Origin of the sequence: Pseudahrensia aquimaris, from assembly GCF_042676045.1 — a bacterium.
In the GTDB taxonomy this organism is placed as follows: domain Bacteria; phylum Pseudomonadota; class Alphaproteobacteria; order Rhizobiales; family Rhizobiaceae; genus Pseudahrensia; species Pseudahrensia aquimaris.
Map to the genome: position 1 here is coordinate 422,020 of NZ_JBHTJV010000003.1, position 17,182 is coordinate 439,201.

General features: G+C 55.6%; 22 protein-coding genes. 1 reads left to right on the top strand and 21 read right to left on the bottom strand.

Annotated elements, in window-relative coordinates:
* Positions 1-8: 8 nt before the first annotated feature.
* The 4 genes from ccmI to ACFQ14_RS05495 form a co-directional block, all read right to left on the bottom strand.
* Complete coding sequence (ccmI, locus tag ACFQ14_RS05480) at positions 9-1,151, bottom strand: c-type cytochrome biogenesis protein CcmI (protein WP_377211697.1); 1,143 nt, start codon at positions 1,149-1,151, stop codon at positions 9-11.
* Positions 1,152-1,212: 61 nt separating this feature from the next.
* Positions 1,213-1,635 carry a hypothetical protein gene (locus ACFQ14_RS05485; RefSeq protein ID WP_377211698.1) on the bottom strand — a complete coding sequence of 141 codons (423 nt, stop codon included), beginning with the start codon at positions 1,633-1,635 and terminating at the stop codon, positions 1,213-1,215.
* Between the two features lie 25 nt (positions 1,636-1,660).
* Positions 1,661-3,061, bottom strand: coding sequence for an ATP-binding protein (locus ACFQ14_RS05490; protein WP_377211699.1), 1,401 nt, complete (start codon positions 3,059-3,061; stop codon positions 1,661-1,663).
* An 18-nt stretch (positions 3,062-3,079) separates the two neighbouring features.
* Positions 3,080-3,733 (bottom strand): response regulator transcription factor, encoded by a 654-nt coding sequence (locus ACFQ14_RS05495; RefSeq protein WP_377211700.1) that lies wholly within the window; start codon positions 3,731-3,733, stop codon positions 3,080-3,082.
* A 286-nt stretch (positions 3,734-4,019) separates the two neighbouring features.
* Between ACFQ14_RS05495 and ACFQ14_RS05500 the strand changes: the two genes are divergently transcribed.
* Positions 4,020-4,370, top strand: coding sequence for a hypothetical protein (locus ACFQ14_RS05500; protein ID WP_377211701.1), 351 nt, complete (start codon positions 4,020-4,022; stop codon positions 4,368-4,370).
* 11 nt (positions 4,371-4,381) lie between these two features.
* Here ACFQ14_RS05500 and ACFQ14_RS05505 read toward each other — a convergent pair whose 3' ends face one another.
* The 17 genes from ACFQ14_RS05505 to ACFQ14_RS05585 form a co-directional block, all read right to left on the bottom strand.
* Complete coding sequence (locus tag ACFQ14_RS05505) at positions 4,382-4,588, bottom strand: hypothetical protein (RefSeq protein ID WP_377211702.1); 207 nt, start codon at positions 4,586-4,588, stop codon at positions 4,382-4,384.
* A gap of 10 nt (positions 4,589-4,598) precedes the next feature.
* Positions 4,599-8,450, bottom strand: a complete 3,852-nt coding sequence (locus ACFQ14_RS05510) for a baseplate multidomain protein megatron (protein ID WP_377211703.1) — start codon at positions 8,448-8,450, stop codon at positions 4,599-4,601.
* Positions 8,451-8,453: 3 nt separating this feature from the next.
* The gene (locus ACFQ14_RS05515) at positions 8,454-8,897 is read right to left on the bottom strand and encodes an NlpC/P60 family protein (RefSeq protein WP_377211704.1); all 444 of its coding nucleotides are present in this window, start codon (positions 8,895-8,897) and stop codon (positions 8,454-8,456) included.
* A 30-nt stretch (positions 8,898-8,927) separates the two neighbouring features.
* Positions 8,928-9,815, bottom strand: coding sequence for a DUF2163 domain-containing protein (locus ACFQ14_RS05520; protein WP_377211705.1), 888 nt, complete (start codon positions 9,813-9,815; stop codon positions 8,928-8,930).
* Entirely contained in the window at positions 9,812-10,456 is a 645-nt protein-coding gene (locus ACFQ14_RS05525; RefSeq protein ID WP_377211706.1) for a phage distal tail protein, Rcc01695 family, read from the bottom strand. The genes ACFQ14_RS05520 and ACFQ14_RS05525 overlap by 4 nt, the downstream gene beginning before the upstream one ends.
* 7 nt (positions 10,457-10,463) lie before the next feature.
* On the bottom strand, positions 10,464-11,009 hold the full coding sequence (locus tag ACFQ14_RS05530; RefSeq protein ID WP_377211707.1) for a phage tail tape measure protein: 546 nt from the start codon (positions 11,007-11,009) through the stop codon (positions 10,464-10,466).
* Entirely contained in the window at positions 11,006-11,224 is a 219-nt protein-coding gene (locus ACFQ14_RS05535) for a phage tail assembly chaperone (RefSeq protein WP_377211708.1), read from the bottom strand. The genes ACFQ14_RS05530 and ACFQ14_RS05535 overlap by 4 nt, the downstream gene beginning before the upstream one ends.
* Positions 11,221-11,541, bottom strand: a complete 321-nt coding sequence (locus ACFQ14_RS05540) for a gene transfer agent family protein (RefSeq protein WP_377211709.1) — start codon at positions 11,539-11,541, stop codon at positions 11,221-11,223. The genes ACFQ14_RS05535 and ACFQ14_RS05540 overlap by 4 nt, the downstream gene beginning before the upstream one ends.
* Positions 11,541-11,957 carry a phage major tail protein, TP901-1 family gene (locus ACFQ14_RS05545; protein ID WP_377211710.1) on the bottom strand — a complete coding sequence of 139 codons (417 nt, stop codon included), beginning with the start codon at positions 11,955-11,957 and terminating at the stop codon, positions 11,541-11,543. Before ACFQ14_RS05545 ends, ACFQ14_RS05540 begins: the two co-directional genes overlap by 1 nt.
* A 31-nt stretch (positions 11,958-11,988) precedes the next feature.
* Entirely contained in the window at positions 11,989-12,402 is a 414-nt protein-coding gene (locus ACFQ14_RS05550; RefSeq protein WP_377211711.1) for a DUF3168 domain-containing protein, read from the bottom strand.
* Positions 12,399-12,620, bottom strand: a complete 222-nt coding sequence (locus ACFQ14_RS05555; protein WP_377211712.1) for a hypothetical protein — start codon at positions 12,618-12,620, stop codon at positions 12,399-12,401. Before ACFQ14_RS05555 ends, ACFQ14_RS05550 begins: the two co-directional genes overlap by 4 nt.
* On the bottom strand, positions 12,617-12,952 hold the full coding sequence (locus tag ACFQ14_RS05560; protein ID WP_377211713.1) for a phage head closure protein: 336 nt from the start codon (positions 12,950-12,952) through the stop codon (positions 12,617-12,619). The genes ACFQ14_RS05555 and ACFQ14_RS05560 overlap by 4 nt, the downstream gene beginning before the upstream one ends.
* On the bottom strand, positions 12,952-13,521 hold the full coding sequence (locus tag ACFQ14_RS05565) for a head-tail connector protein (protein WP_377211714.1): 570 nt from the start codon (positions 13,519-13,521) through the stop codon (positions 12,952-12,954). Before ACFQ14_RS05565 ends, ACFQ14_RS05560 begins: the two co-directional genes overlap by 1 nt.
* A gap of 102 nt (positions 13,522-13,623) precedes the next feature.
* Positions 13,624-14,868, bottom strand: coding sequence for a phage major capsid protein (locus ACFQ14_RS05570; RefSeq protein ID WP_377211715.1), 1,245 nt, complete (start codon positions 14,866-14,868; stop codon positions 13,624-13,626).
* Positions 14,865-15,530 carry an HK97 family phage prohead protease gene (locus tag ACFQ14_RS05575; RefSeq protein WP_377212077.1) on the bottom strand — a complete coding sequence of 222 codons (666 nt, stop codon included), beginning with the start codon at positions 15,528-15,530 and terminating at the stop codon, positions 14,865-14,867. Before ACFQ14_RS05575 ends, ACFQ14_RS05570 begins: the two co-directional genes overlap by 4 nt.
* A gap of 49 nt (positions 15,531-15,579) precedes the next feature.
* Complete coding sequence (locus tag ACFQ14_RS05580) at positions 15,580-15,960, bottom strand: DUF6107 family protein (RefSeq protein ID WP_377211716.1); 381 nt, start codon at positions 15,958-15,960, stop codon at positions 15,580-15,582.
* Positions 15,960-17,162, bottom strand: coding sequence for a phage portal protein (locus ACFQ14_RS05585; protein ID WP_377212078.1), 1,203 nt, complete (start codon positions 17,160-17,162; stop codon positions 15,960-15,962). Before ACFQ14_RS05585 ends, ACFQ14_RS05580 begins: the two co-directional genes overlap by 1 nt.
* Positions 17,163-17,182 lie beyond the last annotated feature (20 nt).

Below are 17,182 nucleotides of genomic sequence, written 5' to 3' on the forward strand. Positions count from 1 at the left end.
TCGGCTCCCTATTGGTTCTCAGCCCGTTCCGTTTTTAATCTCGTATCGAGAACGTTTAGCTTCGTCAGAAGTTCTGTATCATTTGAAAACAATTTACGGGCGCGGTCCAGCGACGCACTTGCCGCGTCAAAGTCCTTTAGCACAAGTTGGGCATTGATCAGCCGCTGCCAACCGTCTCCATCCTGTGGTGCTTCATCAAGCCGAGCGGCCAATCGATCGACCATTGAACGAATGAACTGCGAGCGGTCGGCCTGTGGCATTTGAGCTGTTTGCTCAACGGTTTCTGCGTCGAGCTTGGGCATACCGGGTGCGGCCGGCAAATTAGCCTGCTGACGCAATCGCGCGATACGCTCGGTGAGGACTGGCTCAAGTGCTGACCCTTTTTCCGCACGCGCCAGCAGGCTTTCGAAACCTGCAATGGCGGCAGGAAAATCGCCCTCTTGTTCCGCGGCAATTGCCAGCATGAAGTTTGCGCGGATGTTGTCAGGCTCTAACGCCCGAGCGCGCAGCAACAGCTCTTTTCCCTGCGTAGTTATGATGTTGTCGATTTCGCTTGCCCGCAGTTCCGCTAGCAGAGCCAGACGGTCGGCGGTTTCCCCATCAAGTCGGATAATTTGCACAAGCGCGTTTTGCTGATCGGATCGGCGCCCCATTCTTGCGTAAACGCGCTCCAGCACTTTCCAACCACGCAGATCGTCTGGATTGGTCTTCAGCTGATCTTCAGCACGTGCCACCAATTGCTCAATCGGCAGTTCCCCTAATTCTCCTGCTCCCAAACGTGCCGAAAGCGGAGCGTCTGGCGTGCCCGGTGCGCCTTGAGTGAAATATATCGCAGCAGAGGCAACGGGAATGATCAGAATGCTCAGGACAGATACGACCGTGAGCCCACCGCGCCCAACGGGCTTTGGTTCAACGCGGCTGTCTCCCTTGTTTACGGCTCGTAGCAGCCGCCGACCGATCTCGGCGCGTTCTTCTTGCAATACTGAAGTGTCGCCAGTGGCCGCGTCGATGCGGGCGTCGATGTCATCCATCTGCCCCCGCAGAAATATTTCTTCGTCGCTGCGCTCGGCTACCTCCGCCTTTTTTGAAAGCGGGTAGATAACCATTGCGACAGCGATAGCGCACATCATAAGGGCGATTGCTTCAAACATGATCGCTATCTGTTGCGCCGCAGCAGAATTTTCAACGCGACACTTTTGATTGCGCTTGGGATCACTGAACCAGCGTCCATACTGCATCGCTGTGACGGCAAGCCGTACCACTTGTTTCCAGCTTGTCTGCGCCTGCATTAACGTTGTGAACAAAACGGCGACAGTTGGAATCACCAACTCTGAAGGGTTGATAGGCAACAACGCTGCCAGAGGCGTCATTGCGGGTGCTTTTCCAATCAATGGTCTGGCCTGGCTGGCCGTAATTCAATGCCTGCGCTTCGGCAGCAGAGAGCGCGGACTTGGCGCGGTTTGAGAGCTTGTCGCGTAAAACCTCGCTTGTGGAGAACGCCAAAGCGGATGGCGGCGCAACAGCCGCAGGCGCGAGAGATGCTTTGGTTGACGCATTGCCAAACGTGCAGGCGCCCAGCGCCAATCCGGAGCACAGCGCAATCATACAGCGGACAATTTTGGTGTCGAACGTCATCGAATATGGACTTAAACACTGCGCCTCAGGACGCAAGTGTCTTGCTCTTAAAGGCTGGCAAAATAATGGCAATTTTTAGCCCACCCAACTCTGATCGATCAAGTTCCAGCGAGCCACCATATTCCTCAACGATGTCGTTGACGATCGAGAGACCCAATCCAGTTCCCGGAAGGCTTTCGTCCAGACGCTTGCCGCGCTGCAAAATATTGGCGAATTGCTCTGGCTCAACCCCCGGCCCGTCATCGTCAATTTGCAGCAAGGCGGTGGCCCTTTCGCCCTTTATTGGCGGCATGGCCTTTGCCTGAATTCTAATTTTGGACTTTGCGTAGTGAGAAGCATTTTCCAGCAGGTTGCCGAGCACTTCCTCAAAGTCTTGCTTCTCTAGTGCCAGTTGAAGAGCGGGCTGCACGTCTTCTTCGAATTTTAGGGTTGGAGCCAGTTTTCGCATCACCCGCATAAGCCGTTCTGCAACGGGTTGTGCCTCGCATTTAGCGTGAATGGTTCCCATTTGAGCCGAAATTCGCGCGCGACTAAGATATGCATCAATCTGGTTCTGCATTATCTGCGCCTGTTCGCTCACGAGGCCCGAAGGCGTTTTCTCACCACGCGAAGCCTCATTTTTAATGACAGCCAAAGGTGTTTTCAAAGCGTGGGCCAGGTTGCCCACTTGAAGCCGCGCTCTCTCCGTTACCTTACGGTTGCTTGAAATGAGAGCGTTGATCTCACCAATCAGAGGTGCAATCTCTTTTGGATACCCCCCGGAAAGACTTTCCTGCTCCCCTTCTCTGACTTTGTTGAGTTGTTCGCGCGCATCGTCCAACGGTTTGAGGCCAAAACGGATGGCAACGGCTGTAGCGACAATTGTTCCCAATCCAAACAAGCTGAAAAACAAAACGACCTGATGCGAAAACTGGGCAGTCGCCTCGTCAATTCCATCGCGGCTACCAGAAACCATCACCTGATAAAGCGTTTCGCCATCACCGAGAAAGAGTTGTGCCTCCAGACGTTTTGTAGTCGTCCCGGCGCTCTCGATTTCATAGGTGCGCTGAAACTGATCGGAAAACGGAATAGCCGCTGTGTCCGGCACCTCTATTCGATCGCCAGCGAGAGAAGCAGAAAACAGAAGCGGTTGCGCCGGATCGTCCGCCGTAGCCACCACCCACGACCAGCCAGATAAGGGTGTCAAAAACCGCGGATCACCCAGATTTGGCATTCCACGAACGGTTCCATCGGGTGCAAGTTCAATCGCGCCAATCAAATTGTAGGCGTGGGCCAAGAGCAAGTCATCGAAGTTCCGCTCGGCGTTTTGGCGAAAGAATGTGGACAGTAGAATCCCAGTGGTCACCAGCGCGAGCAGTGTCCAAAGCGCGATTATCATAAGCAGACGGGCAGAAAGCGAACGACGGAACAGTGTTTGCTTAGGCAAAACGTGCTTATCCACGGATCAAGCGACCCGATAGCCGAGCCCGCGAACGGTTTCGATCACATCAGAATGAAGTTTTTTTCGCAGACGGCCTACAAAGACTTCAATCGTATTGGAGTCACGATCAAAGTCTTGATCGTAGAGATGTTCAATCAACTCGGTGCGCGAAACGATTTCACCCTTGTGGGTCATCAAATAGGCCAACAAGCGATATTCATGGGATGTGAGTTTTACCGCCGTACCGTCCATCGTGACCCGAGATTGACGGGTATCGAGGCGAACGGGACCGATCTCAATTTCTGACGATGCGTGACCAGCTGCCCTGCGAATAAGGGCACGTAGCCGGGCCAAAACCTCTTCTGTGTGGAACGGTTTTGCCACGTAGTCATCGGCGCCGGCGTCTATACCAGCCACTTTATCGCTCCAGCGGTCGCGGGCGGTCAGCATCAAAACCGGCATGTCACGGCCCTCAGAGCGCCATTTCTCCAGCACACTGATGCCGTCCATATGCGGCAGACCAATATCCAGAATGACGGCGTCATACGGTTCTGTGTCGCCAAGAAAATGACCCTCTTCACCATCGAATGCTTTGTCGACCACATAACCAGCGTTCAGCAAGCTCTCTTCGAGCTGGCGGTTTAGATCCTTATCATCTTCAACGACGAGAATGCGCATTGTGCGGCTCCAGCCCTATTTCGACACCACAACCGTTACACGTTTTGGTGGTTTGTTGGGAGAGCGGACGAGCAAAGTAATGCGGCACTTATTGCCTTGAGCTGAAGCGGACAAAACCTGCCCACCACGACTTGCTGCAACACTGGCAGCGCGCGCACTGCAGCTTTGTGCATGCGCAGGCTCAAAACCGAGACTGGCTGGCGCGAAGAGCAGACTGGCAGCAAGAGCCATGCATGAGAAAATCTTGATCATGACCGTGGTTTAGCAGTTTCTGCCTGAACGACAAATGAACGGAATAGTAGCCTATCTACGCGAGCACAACGCCTTCCAAACAGCGTTGTGCTCGCGAATTTGCTTTAACGTCCTGCTGCTGTCAGTGCGCGACCAGGTGATCGGCTCAAACGAAAGGCACAGCGATTCATTGGCGGCGATAGGTATCGTCCTCGTGCAAGCGCTCAGGGCGAATGCGGAGCAGATCACGCTCACCAAGACGAGCTCGCTTTGCCTTAGTGAGAGCGTCCAAAGTGCGCCGCGCTGCCTCCCCTCGCGCTTGCTCATTGGCCAGCGTGCGTTTGCGGTGCTCGGCAAACAAGCCGAATACCTGTCGCAGCAATTGAAGTACATGACCGAGCGCTAACCACAACGCCATCAGTCAATGCGCGTGTTGGCAACGAAGCGACCAAAGATCGCGAAGATTGATCCAGCCACCATCACGGCTTGCAGCACAATGTTAGTGATTTCCTCGCGTGATTGATCATCAATATCGATGCCAAACGCAGAGCCGATAGACGCAGCAACAGCGATAAGAGAAGCCCAGATGGTTTTCGAAAAATACCAAGGTTTTGAATCTGACATTGAATGTTCCTTACAGTTGGATTGAAGATGAAATGCGTGTCGCTATCCCTGCCCCAACACGTTCGCTAACTTGTGAGACAGAGATGCTGATTATGCTTGCGCCTGAGCCAAAGAGCGCAAAAAGCTCGCTCTCAGCAATCGTGAGTTCGGGTTTGATTGCGCTCCATTCGTGAACCAGTGGACCCGCTTGCAGCGTCACCAAATAGATCTCGGACGCCTCGCTCATTGGGATCTCGACAAACTGCCAATCGTCGCCACTTGCCCGGTCGCGACGGACCCATTTTATGTTGAGTGCGCCATTGACCTCTTGCTTCGCCCGAAGACGGACAGGGCCAAGCGGCAGAAGATGGCGCGTGCCGGGTTCGAAAATCGCTTCAACAGAGTTTGGAGAATCGAGCGGCACGCCCGCAGGGCCGATGGACCAAGCCAATGCTCGACCCAAGTATTTGTCGCTTCCTACCAATGGCTCGACAGCCGCGTCCAAGACGACAATTTGAGTGCCCTGCGCGTAACCCAACCCCGCAATGTCTTCAGTGCCGGATTGGCCGCGTAATAGGCCGCTTAACTCCCAAATTCCATTGCCCTTCGACACTGCATGGAGGAACTGGATGATTTCCCAGCCAGTCTCGTTGTTCCCCACAGCAATGGCGTTTGCGCCGTTGAGAACGCCAAGTTCCGTGCTTGAAGATAGCTCGCCGTTGAACAACTGAACTTCGATACTCGCTTCACGCAGCCAGCGGCTGGACACACTCGACGCAGGCAGGACTTGCCGCAATTCCCCTACCGTTGCGGGTGCAGGCACGCTTTGTTGGAATTCGAAGACGCCGCTGTCCCTGGCAATGTATACGTTGGCCGCATTGCGCCAAGGCAGCGCGGATATTGCGATACGGTTAGCCTGGGAAATATCGCTGAAAGGCAGATTTGGTAAATCTAGGAAAACGACAGCCAGACGCCCCAGTGCAGGGTTCGGCGTCACCGTAGTCAGCAGCGCGGACGTTTGCGGTAAGGTTTGCTGTGGACGCACACTAACAGCAGAGCACTCCAGCGATGCGCCTTCATTAATTTCGGTCAACTGCCAGATGCGCTCTGTCTGCAAATCTTCAAACCGGACCAGATCGCCAACTGCTAACTTGGTATGCTTGCGCGATAGGTTGAACTGTATCGTATCGCGAGCGGTGACTTTGGCAGCAAGCCAACTTTCCAATTCAGGAACTAATTCCGAACCTTCGGTCGCGATTGGGAGGTTGATGCTTTGACGGTTTTTCAATCCGCCAAACGCGGTATCGACGCTCGTCTCCGCGCTTTGATAATCGCGTCCACGATCCATGTGGATGAGCGATACCGAAGCGGCAACATCATCAGCTTGCATGCGGTTACGTATGGTTGTGGGTTTGTCGTCAGTGAAAACAACTTCATCCATCGAAAGCGTTGTAATCGGGTCTGTTCCCGGCGAGCGGAAAACAAGCGTGCCGTCTTGCTCTAAAACAGTGATTTGAAACAGGTCGATCAACGCTTCCAATGATCGGCGAGCAGAAGCCTGTTCTGCCAAAATGAAACCGTCGACCATTCCATAGACTTGGCTTGTATCGACCGCTGAAAAGCCCGCTTCCAACAACAAGATTTCAATGAGATCAGCGATCCGAAGTCGGCCAAGCCTGCCGTTCAACCAATGCCCGCGCTGCCAATTTTCACCATCCGACCAAACGTCGGTTTGTTGCGGAAAAGCAGGATATGGGCGCGCATCCCATGCCCATATTTGGCATCGTGACATATCGATCAGCGCACCAAGGCCGGAAGGCAAAGACGGATTGGTGCCGTCGTTATACTTGCTGTGTTCGCCGTCCCAATATTTCAAGAACGCATCGAGGTAGGCAGCTTGTGCGAGGTCGTCGCGCCCGCCGTTGGTGAAATAGGGCAGTCCATTCTCCGATGACTTTGAATCAGCGAAAACATTTGGTCGGGTCGCAGCATTGTGAACCGCTGGTGCGCCGAGTTCGGCAAAAATGATCGGCTTCGACAAAGGCTGCCATGGGCTTGGAGTTGAGATTTCGATTCCGCCCCGGCGATCAAAATGCTGATTTGACGCCCAATTCCGAATGTCCTTGAAACGATAGACCCAAGGCTTCTGTGCTGCACCATCGGTGATGAGGCTTCGAACGCCTGCCTCTCTGTCCCCTTCGCTGGCGTAGAACCAGTCATAGCCCTCCCCTGCTTCGATGTTGGAAAGTAGGGCGTTGGGATCGTTGGATGCTCGCCCCTGCGAGGACGGTTCGCCACCCTGCCGATGATCGCTAAGAGGGAAGTATACATCGATCGCAACAGCGTCGATATTTGCCGACGCCCAGAGCGGGTCGAGATTGTAGAACAAATCGCCAGACCCATCGTTTGGGCGATAATGGAAATATTCCGTCCAATCTGCTGCGTAGCTGATCAGGCAGTTTGGGCCAAGCAAAGTTCGCGCGTCATCTGCCAGTTGAATTAGTGCTTCGACGAATGGAAAGGTGTCATCAGTATCGCGCAACGATGTGAGACCGGGCATTTCTGATCCGATCAAAAACTGGTCAACGCCCCCTGCGGTTTGCGCCAGTTTCGCATAGTGCAAAATCATGCGTCGGTAATTCCAGCCAGCCGTTTGGGTTACACCGCCGACAAAGCTGGCGATTTCATTTCGGTTGCTGGTTTGCGCGGTGTCTGGCCCTAACGAACCGGTAATACGCCCCCGCCACGGATATGCACCCTGCTCGTTTTCACCATAGGGATCCGAAAGACCATTGTTGGCAGGAATGTCCATCATCAGGAATGGAGTGATGGCAACGCGCAGCCCTCTCGACTTAATTTCCTTGATCGCACGCAGAACCGAGCGGTCAGAAGGTGTCCCCCCTAAAGCGGGACGGCCGTCGATGCGGCTGACAAGTTCGGCCTCTTGGCGGGTCAATCCGGCACAATCCCAGTCTTCACCCACTGCCAATTTACGGCTGCCAACTTCAACCTTCGGGCGGATGGTGCATTGGCCTGCGCGAAGATCATTTCCAAACCAAGCGACCACCAGTGAGACTTGTTCGAGGTTGGGGCATGTCGCCTGCAACATATCGAGCGAGGCGAGAAAATCGCTTTCCGCTTCGCTTTGATGCACATTGAGAGCGATGCTGCTCAGCTTGCCACTTTCTTCGATTACGGGCTGAGTGTCATAAGCAAATTCACTGGCACCGGGAATGAGGTTGACTGCCTTGATCGTGCGCTCCAGATCACCGATGGGCTTGATAACCTCAATGGAAATTTGCGGGATGCGGTTGCCGTATTCTTCCAGCGCGAAATTCTCAAAGACCACATAGGCGGTGCCGCGATAAGCTGGCGCGCTACCAGCGCCTTGCTTGGTTTCGATCAAGGCGTCCGGCATTTGATCTTCAGTGCCACGATATACCCGTAGCGTCAGGTTGCTTTGATTGATTCGCGTGCCGTCAGCCCAGACTTGGCCGATGCCACCGATTTCACCTTCGCAAAGAGCCACCGCAAAATTTGCATAATAGCTGTATTCGGTGACGGTTGATTTAGGTGGACCACCCTTGCCGCCGCCCACCTTCTTTTTCGAAATCACCTCTTCAAAACGGGTTGTCCAGATGATCTCGCCAGCAATACGGCTTGTGCCATAGAGGCGCGCAATAGCATTGCCTTCGCCGGAGCTTAAATAGCGAACGCTGTCGAGCCTGGGGCCGTCGACATTCTGAGCGCCAGCACCAAACAGGCTTTGGTCGATTGCACTGCCCGCCGCCGCTCCCAACGCACTACCGATAGCGCCACCAATGGGCCCGCCGAGTGTCGTGCCGACAGTCGCGCCGACCGTTTGCAGGATGATTGTTGCCATGACCTAGGCTTTCTGTCTGTGAAAGGTGAAACGACCGGCAATCCGCCGACGCCAAAATGGCGAGAGCGCATTTTCGACCACATGGTTGCCCTGATAGGCGTGAATGAAAGTGTCTTGGCCGGTCAGTATCGCAACGTGCTTTGCCGCTGCTCCAGCACGTATTCTAAAGGCTACGATCATCCCGGTTTCATCATCTTGGATATCGGCTTGATGAAGATATTGTCCGAGCGCTGAGAGCAGTGTTTCGTTGCGATCAATTTCCGACCACGAGCTCGCGTAATTGACTGACCCAGCAGGCACCGCACCGCCCAGCTCTGCCCAAACACCGCGCACCAGGCCAATGCAATCGCAGCCGATGCCTTTGGCCGCTCCTTGGTGCAAATAAGGCGTGCCGATCCATTTGCGCGCAGTGGAAACCACTAACGCAGCGTCAAAGCTGTTGCTCATAATGTGTCCTAGAGTTTGATTATCGCCCGCTTACGGAATGAGCGGCGAACCGTCGTGGTCGTTGCCATTGGCGGCATAGTTCATGGCAAAATCATTGCCAGGCATGTGCGGAAAACCTCGGAAATTCAGATGATTTGCGAACTTCGCTTTGCAAGTCGTGAAGCGCTTGTCACACCCCGCGACCAGTTCGAAGCCATCGCCTGGTGCGATTGGCTCCGGCGGCAAGTCCCAGAGGCGTAATTTGTCCGCCGAAGGTTCCAAACTGCTAGCGATACGCTGACGTGTTCCAACATTTGCACCGGAGCGCCATTCGATGGTGCCGCCGGAAAACCAGCCTCTCGCAAAATCAACCATCGCATTGGTGGATATTGTGCCCTGCTCCGTCACTGAATTCACTGTGCCTTCAACCGAGAATTCCGGCTGATCAAGGTCAATCAAGCACCGCGCATCCCCCAGATCCGCGTCGCAGTTTCGTCCGTATGTTCGGCCCTGCACTTTGTCGAGCAAAGCGGTAAAGCCGCGCAGTTCTGCGCGAAATAGTTGGTCTTCACGGGTAACTTCGCCAATTACCATATTGCGCAGTAAGACCCGCTCATCGGGCGATTGCCAATTGACCAACCAAACCGCAACACGGGCATCGTCGTACTTGCCGGCTTCAACATCGCGCTCGCTGATCGAACTGTCTGAAAGCGCACCGGCAACATCAACATTGTCAGCCGCAAAACCGAGTTGGCTGACGGCCTGCGTTGGTTGCAACCCGCTTTCCGGCTTGCACGTAACGGCTTCGATTTCCAAGGCCTCATCATGGTCCGTGAAGCCAAGTTTCGTGCCGTCACTGCGGGTCAAAATCCAACAGTTTGCCAGCGTGGTGCAGGTGCGCTGCAGATGAAAAAGCAAACCCTCGGGAAGCGTTCTCACAGCGTCACCTCCAACAAAGGCACAGATGGAATATCTCCGGCATTGAACGCCGACAAACTAACGCTCAACTCATCATCGGCAAACCGCACTGGAACGTCGTATTCAAAGCCGGCTGTGAGCATAGCGCCCGGCTGGGGAGGCACGGAGAAGGTCACCGTACCGGTTTGATAATCGACCAAAAAGTCCGAGTTTTCCGTTTTTCCAATGCCATCAATACCAACCATCACAGAACCAGCGACCGGCAGATGTATCGGCCTCCGGTAGGCATCGTCGCCGCCGCCATAGGCTTTCACCAATGAAAATTCTGTCTTCGCGCCGTCTCCAAGACCCAAGGGTTGATCTTCAAGTCCTATCGCGCCGTCACCATCGCGGCTGCGCCAATCGAATGGATCCTTTAAGCGAAATCCGCTTTGAGCGCCGCGCCGCGCCTCATAGAATGCGACCACTGTCCGCAAGTCTTCCAGCGATTTGATGCCGAACCCGGCGTCATAACGTCTGCGCGAGTGTCGCCAACGTTGGTTACGGTGCTCACGGCCAGAGCCGAGCGTTACGATTTCGGTGGCACGGGTAACGGTTCGTTGGGCACCGAATGCAATATCGCTGGGGAACGCAACGTCGTGAAAGTCAGAAATCTCTGTCATTTTCGATTCATGCCCCCCGTCTGCTGCGGCTGACCGTTCGGGCCAACAGAGTTGAAATTTGCGTCTGAGACTTCTGGAAACCCTGAACATCAGGCGTAGAAATATTGAACGTCACGTTTGGTGCTGGTGAGCTTGTGGGCTGCACAGATTTGACCGACGTGGGCCCTGCGAAAGTGGGCAACGCCGTTCTTGCGACATTGGCGGTTTGAGTGGCCCCGAAGACGGATGCAATCGCACCACCGACATCAAAACCACCAGCACCGCCGCCGCCAACGACGCTATTGGTCAACGACGAAACCGCCGTTTGCAGCAAGCCACTGACGGCGTTCTCCAGCGGCTTTACGCCGGTTTGCAGCGCAATATCCGAGAGCCGTAACGCGAGCGATTTCAGGGTATCGTCAAACGATTGACCCGTTCGAATGGCGGTCCTGAACGAAGATGAAAATGCGCTGGCAAAGCGTTTGCTGGAATTTTCCAGTTCGCCCATTGCAGATTGGAAACCAGAAAAATCAGCCTCCAGCGGAATAATGATCGGTTCTTCGGTGCGGCTCACAGCTTATTCCTTTCAGTGTGTTTTTTATCGGGATTGGCGCGCATCGCCTCTTTCAGCCAAGCCCGACTGAGTGGGGGCACGCGCTGCGGATTGACCGCTGAAGCGGCGGCAGTGATTTCGCGCAAAGTCATCAACCAAAAATCCTGCGAAGAAAGCCGCAGCACACCCAGACCAAAGGCCATTAGAGTGTGCCAATCGTCCTCTTGCTTGATCATTCTTCGGCGGTCGCCGAAAAGGTTGCGCCAAGCAATTCCGCCGCAATTCGGGCATAACCAGCGGCTCCCCCTTCGCACTGCATTTCGGCAACTTCTGCGTCGGTAAACGTATGTCCCGCACCGCGCAGGCCGCAGCCGATAATGGAACGCAATTGCTGGGCCGTGAGGCTTTGCGAAGATAGCTGCGATACCAGATCAGAGAGCGATTTTGCGCCAAACAGCGCCTCGAGTTCAGCAAGCGCTCCCAGGGTTAGGCAAAGCGCATACGCCTTTCCATCAAGAATTGCTTCAACCTCGCCTCGATGACGGTTCACCATCAGTTCGCACCCGTGAAGGTTAGCGCACCGGCGGATTCAAGCGAAAGCTCAAACGTCACCTCCCCGTCGTGATCGCCTGAATATTCAAGCGCGGTTATTTGGAATGGGCCGCTCATTGTGCCGAAATCCGGGATCACCAATTGCCAATCAGCAATAACGCCTGCGAAAAAGAGCGCCCGCATCGCTTCATCGGAGACAGCGTCTTTAAAGATACCGCTGCCGGACACGGATGCCTTCTGCACCGCAGCGCCGCCAAGCAGTTCGCGCCAGCGACCCGCGCTTTCAAAATCCGTCGCGTCTACCGTCTCTGCGTTGAACGCCATACGGCGTGAACGCATTCCTGCGACTGTGGTGTACGTGCCGGAGCCGTCGGAATCGACCTTCAGCAGAAGGTCTTTGCCTTTTTGAGCAACCATGATGGTGCCTCCATAGAGTTTGATTTTTTGATTAAGCGCGCGGTTCGGTGACAGCGCGGAAGCGGATGAGTCCGTGCAGAACCCTGCCAGAAACATCGCGGGAAACTTCGCTGAACAGACAGCGCAGATTGATAAGATGATGGTCAGTGAGTGCGATCTGCCCTTCGTGCAACAAGGCCTTCACAGCATCCACCAGTCCATGACATTGCTGCCGATCTGGCGCCCGTGACCAAACATGAAGGGTGAAACTTATCACCTCCCCGGGCTCGGTCGCCGTGCTCCAGTCGGTCGCGGTCATATCGCCAATAACGAGATAAGGCGGCTTGGCGCGGTCGGGCAGTCGGTCATAGACTTTCACGCCACCCAAAAGGTCCGTCAGTTCGGGTGACTGGCTGAGCGTTTTGAAAATGCCTTGATGCAGGTCTTCCAATGGCGAAAGGCTCATGGTGCAGGCTCCCTAAGTGTCGGTTGATCGGTGCCGACAAGTTCCAACCCGCCGCCCGTGCGAACGCCTCGGAAACGGGTTTCGTCCGTCTCGCGCTCAAAGCGTGCGGCGATATCATTCGCCCGTTTTTCGAGGCGGGCCTTTATCGACGTTCTGGAAATGCGGCGGCGAATGGCGCTGGCGAGGTTGGAGAGGCCGCTTTTGATGCGAAAGCTCATCGGCCCACCTGCCGCTTACGCAGGCTTAGGTAAGCGCCGCGTTCATCGGGGTCGATCACGCTCAATATCTCAAATGATCGCTCACCCAAGATCACGCGCCAGCCGGTGCCCACATCAGTTCGAAATCGAACAGAAACACGGTGCAGAGCATATTCCTCAATCTGCTGTGCTTCTTCCGGCCTCTGCACAGAAATGGGTTCGAAGGCTGCCCAGACTTGCGCCACATCGTTCCACACAACATCCACGCCCCCACAACCATCCGGCGTTTCCAGCGGTGCTTGAAGCGTAATGCGGTGGTTCATCTGGCCGGGGTCAAACAAGCTCCGCTTCATCACAGGCGCACCCGATTGAACGGTGCCATCAGAGCATCAAAGCCGGGTGGCAAAGAGACCGGCTGGTCTTGCGGCGAGATAGCTCCACGGAATTCGTACCAATGGGCGACCAGCAGCAGGATGGCGCGGCGCAAAGCGGGAGGCACATCGATGCCCAGATCGCCAAAGCCGAACACGCAATCCACTTCCAGTCCGTTCACAGCCAAGTCGTCGGCAAGGCTTGCGGCGAATTCGATGATGACGGCATCCCCATCGCGCCGGACGGCATAGTCAGCAGGGGCGAGGATTGTGGGCGTTCCCTCGTGGTCAAACACGGTCACCGTATCGACAGATTGGAACGGCTGGATGCGCAATTTCACCCGCCGATCAGACGGGAAACAATTTTCGTATTGACGCCAAAGCTGGGTGATGAGTTTGGTGCCGCTAGCAAATTCTACATAGGCACGCGCGGCTTCCAGCGTTTGCGCAAGCAGCGTGTCTTCGTGGTCATGATCGATGCGCAGATGGGTTTTGATTTCGGCAATCGTCAATGGCTCCAGCGCCGCTGGAGTGATGAGAGCAGTGGTCATGTTGTCCTCCCTTCGAGGTATTGGGTGAAACGAAAACGGCCCCGCCTCGGTGTTTGAGACGGGGCCGCTCTTCGGCAGCGTGATGCGTGAGGGAGGAAACGCTTACGCGGCGCCGAATTTCACGAGCTTGATCGCGTCAAAGTCCTGAATGCCACCGCCAATGCGCTTGGTGGTGTAGAACATGACGTAAGGTTTGGCGGAGTACGGATCGCGCAGGACGCTCACACCGGTGCGGTCGACAACCAGATAACCACGGCGGAAATCACCAAAGGCAATCGACGTTTCATCTGTCGCAATGTCCGGCATGTCCTCGGCCTCGACCACGGCAAAACCCATCAGGCGGGCGCGGGCATCTGCCGTGGCTGGCGCTTGCCACAGATAATTGCCGTCCGCGTCTTTCAGCTTGCGCAATTTGGCCTGCGTCTTGCGGTTCATCACCCATGACGCGTTTTGGCGGTAGCCCGCTTTCAGCGCGTAGACCGTATCGATGAGAACATCGCTGTCTGCGAATGCGCCATCGGAGCCAGTCGCAATCGTGCCGAGATTGCCCCAAGACCAGGAGCCTTCATCCACTGTTGGTGCCGTCAGAAAACCGGACGGTTTGTTAACGCCGTCACCGTTGATAAAGGCGGCACTTTCCTGCTCAGCGAAAGCAGCTTCAACCTCTTCAGCCAACCACATTTCGATATCGACCGCACTGTCTTCCAGCAAAGACGAAGTCGCTGCTGGCATGGCGTAGAGTTCCATCGTTGGGAATTGCAGTTCAGCCAGTGATGGTGTGGCCGTTTCCGGGCGGATGGCGCTTTCGCCCACCCAGCCGACAGCGGGACCGGTTTGTGCGAAGGGCTTTTTGAACATCGCGGTTGAGACTTCACGCACCGTGGCGATAGACCGAATTGGCGACAAGTTCGCGAGACGCTTGCCGACTTCCGCAGAAATCTGCTGCGGCACAAGATAACCGCCGTCTGGGTCTGAACCTATCGACAGCGCCTTCTCTTCAAGCTGGCGCAAGCCGTGGTCGTTTCCGGAACGGATATAGGCGTCGAAACCTTCTTTGTGTTCCATTTGCGCCGGACCAGTGATGACTGAGCCACCCAATGAGGGCCGTTGGTTCTTCAAAACGAGCGCATCGAGATGGCGCTTTTGCTCATCCATCGCCTTGTTAATGCGGCTCACCTTTTCTTCGGTGATAACATCGCTGGTCATGCGCTTTTCGATTTGAGTTAGGCGCTCGTCGTTGGCTTCCTTGAAGCCTTCAAAGGCGTTCATAAAGTCATCGAATGCTTCGACGACGTCGAGGCTGGACGCCATTTTGGTTTCCAGGTCGGTGTGGGTTTGCTGTGTCATTGAGACTCCTGTTGGAAATGTTTAGCTGCGAGGCGCAGACGCGCCCGCAACTTTCGTTCGGCTTCCGCCGAGACGGAGGAATTGGCGGCAGCGTCTTGCGTGCCTTCAAGTTGGGCGAAACCTTTGCGGATGACCGTTCGGGCCTGCCCTCGGCTCAGCCCAGCGTCCTGCGTGAGCCAGCGTTCAAATTCGCGCAGCGATGGCAGACGCGAGGTGGATTGCGAGTTGTTTTTAAGCTGCATCACACGGGCCTGCGGCAGCATGGGGAATGTCACAATTGAGACTTCCCAAAGATCAGCCTGAAGGATGGAGCGGATGCCCGTTTTGCGGTCGAGGCGCGACCGAACAGTGCGAAAGCCAATCGAGAGCCCGTCAATTGCGCCGGAGCGCATCAATGCCAGCACTTCGGCGCCGCGCGCGCTGCTGTCGGCGATCTTACCCTTCACGTAAAGGCCGCGTTCGTCTTCGCGAATTTCCTGCCACACACCGATTGGGTCGGACGGGTCATGCTGGAACAACATGCGGATGTCGCTAGCACCCTTGGTGCGCAGCGAGGCGGCAAAAGCGCCCGCCTCAACCCTGTCCTTGCCCAGATCCACCTTACCGAAGAGGCTCGCATAGCCACTAAACGTCCCATCCTTTTGGGTCGTGTCGATTGTCATGGCGATGCGTTTGGTCTCGTAAGCGCGGTTTTGCAGTTCGGTGTTCAAATCACTGATCCTTTTTCGATTGGGTGGGCTTGCCGCGCTGGAAGATCGTTTCGAAGTAAAACGGCAGCCATTCGCTCATTCGGTGCAGCACGCCCAAGCCCCACCAAGCGCAGAGGCTGGCCAGCATGGAGCCCATCAGCGAGACTTCAACGATGGTAAGGCGGTCGAGAATGCCGAGCGCATCAGCCGCTTTCAGCCCAGCCGGAATGCCAAGCGCAAAGCCGCAAACGGTACCCACTGTGAACCGGAGGGCAGCCTCACGTCGGTTGCGCGGCAAGATGTAGGCGAGTGAAACCAGCGAACCAGCAACCGCTCCAAATATCTTGGCCAACATCAGTGCAGGAGCTGCGTCGTGAAGCATGGTCATAGGGCGCGGCAGCATCAGGCACCGCCTCCGCTTCGAGCAGGCTGGCGGGGCGAATAGCCGAGAGCCTCTCGCTTCTCGTCGTCATCGAGAAACTCCGCTGCCGCCAACCTTTTCCAAAGCGCATCGCGTTCAGCGCTCAAGCCTTCGACGCGGTCATCGTCGATGGCGAGGCGCACCGGCTCCTCATATCGCTGAGCCAACCAATTCCCCATCGCATCCACCGTGCGCCGGATCAGCGGCAGCACCGTCTGGCGGGCAAAGGCGCGGTTGGCCTCTTGGTAGTTGGAATAGGTGTTGTCGCCGGGAATGCCGAGCAGCATGGGCGGCACACCAAACGCGAGCGCAATGTCACGGGCAGCGCCGTTTCGGGCGTCAATGAAGTCCATATCGCGCGGGCTGTAGCCCATCGCTTTCCAGTCCAATCCACCTTCCAGCAACATCGGCCGTCCTGCATTGCGGGAACCTGTATATCCAGCCTCCAGTTCCTGCTTAAGGCGGTCGAATTGATCGTCTGTGAGGTTCGTCCCCTCTTTGCCCGAATAGACCAGCGCTCCTGATGGGCGGGCGGAATTGTCGAGCAGCGCCTTATTCCAAGCATTAGCGGAATTGTGCATATCGAGCGCCATCAGCGCGGCGCGAAGATGCGCAAATCCATAGTGATCATCGAGTGGGTTAAACAACGTCAGATGAAGCACGGGCGAGCGACCTACCACATCTACCATCAAGCGTGTTTTGCCCCGTGTGGAGCTGTATTCGTACCCCTCCACCCAACCTTGCCGATCGGCCAGCACCTTCACCCTATCAGGGCGTAAAGCATAAAGTTCGCGCGGCTCGTCTTCGATGGCAATCATCTCGACATAGGCATTACCGCCAACCAGCAATTGGCCGATAAGTGCTTCGAGAAACTCCGTTCCACTTTGGTTGGAATTGGGCCGAGAGAGCAGCTTCAGGATTGGATGTTCGTCCAATTCCTGAGCGTCTTGATAAGCCAGCAGCGGGATCGCGGCCGCGGTCTCCGCGATCAGACGAACGCAGCGGTGGACGACAGGATTTTTCATAAATCCGTTGCGCGCAAGCGATGCGTAATCATCAGGCGACCAAACCGCTTGACCCTGCCCCGAAATCGCAAACATGGAGGCCAGCGGCGCTGCCTTTTGCTCTGTTGGGACCGAGATGATTTCGGACGCGTTTGATTGAGCCGGCGTGAACCAGCGCATGGGATTTTTCATCAGTTTTC

Bases quoted from the DNA above. Each gene is read 5' to 3' on its own strand.
- ccmI (WP_377211697.1), bottom strand. From the start codon at position 1,151: ATGTTTGAAGCAATCGCCCTTATGATGTGCGCTATCGCTGTCGCAATG.
- ACFQ14_RS05485 (WP_377211698.1), bottom strand. From the start codon at position 1,635: ATGACGTTCGACACCAAAATTGTCCGCTGTATGATTGCGCTGTGCTCC.
- ACFQ14_RS05495 (WP_377211700.1), bottom strand. From the start codon at position 3,733: ATGCGCATTCTCGTCGTTGAAGATGATAAGGATCTAAACCGCCAGCTC.
- ACFQ14_RS05500 (WP_377211701.1), top strand. From the start codon at position 4,020: ATGAACGGAATAGTAGCCTATCTACGCGAGCACAACGCCTTCCAAACA.
- ACFQ14_RS05505 (WP_377211702.1), bottom strand. From the start codon at position 4,588: ATGTCAGATTCAAAACCTTGGTATTTTTCGAAAACCATCTGGGCTTCT.
- ACFQ14_RS05510 (WP_377211703.1), bottom strand. From the start codon at position 8,450: ATGGCAACAATCATCCTGCAAACGGTCGGCGCGACTGTCGGCACGACA.
- ACFQ14_RS05515 (WP_377211704.1), bottom strand. From the start codon at position 8,897: ATGAGCAACAGCTTTGACGCTGCGTTAGTGGTTTCCACTGCGCGCAAA.
- ACFQ14_RS05525 (WP_377211706.1), bottom strand. From the start codon at position 10,456: ATGACAGAGATTTCTGACTTTCACGACGTTGCGTTCCCCAGCGATATT.
- ACFQ14_RS05535 (WP_377211708.1), bottom strand. From the start codon at position 11,224: ATGATCAAGCAAGAGGACGATTGGCACACTCTAATGGCCTTTGGTCTG.
- ACFQ14_RS05540 (WP_377211709.1), bottom strand. From the start codon at position 11,541: ATGGTGAACCGTCATCGAGGCGAGGTTGAAGCAATTCTTGATGGAAAG.
- ACFQ14_RS05545 (WP_377211710.1), bottom strand. From the start codon at position 11,957: ATGGTTGCTCAAAAAGGCAAAGACCTTCTGCTGAAGGTCGATTCCGAC.
- ACFQ14_RS05550 (WP_377211711.1), bottom strand. From the start codon at position 12,402: ATGAGCCTTTCGCCATTGGAAGACCTGCATCAAGGCATTTTCAAAACG.
- ACFQ14_RS05555 (WP_377211712.1), bottom strand. From the start codon at position 12,620: ATGAGCTTTCGCATCAAAAGCGGCCTCTCCAACCTCGCCAGCGCCATT.
- ACFQ14_RS05560 (WP_377211713.1), bottom strand. From the start codon at position 12,952: ATGAAGCGGAGCTTGTTTGACCCCGGCCAGATGAACCACCGCATTACG.
- ACFQ14_RS05565 (WP_377211714.1), bottom strand. From the start codon at position 13,521: ATGACCACTGCTCTCATCACTCCAGCGGCGCTGGAGCCATTGACGATT.
- ACFQ14_RS05570 (WP_377211715.1), bottom strand. From the start codon at position 14,868: ATGACACAGCAAACCCACACCGACCTGGAAACCAAAATGGCGTCCAGC.
- ACFQ14_RS05575 (WP_377212077.1), bottom strand. From the start codon at position 15,530: ATGACAATCGACACGACCCAAAAGGATGGGACGTTTAGTGGCTATGCG.
- ACFQ14_RS05580 (WP_377211716.1), bottom strand. From the start codon at position 15,960: ATGCTGCCGCGCCCTATGACCATGCTTCACGACGCAGCTCCTGCACTG.
- ACFQ14_RS05585 (WP_377212078.1), bottom strand. From the start codon at position 17,162: ATGCGCTGGTTCACGCCGGCTCAATCAAACGCGTCCGAAATCATCTCG.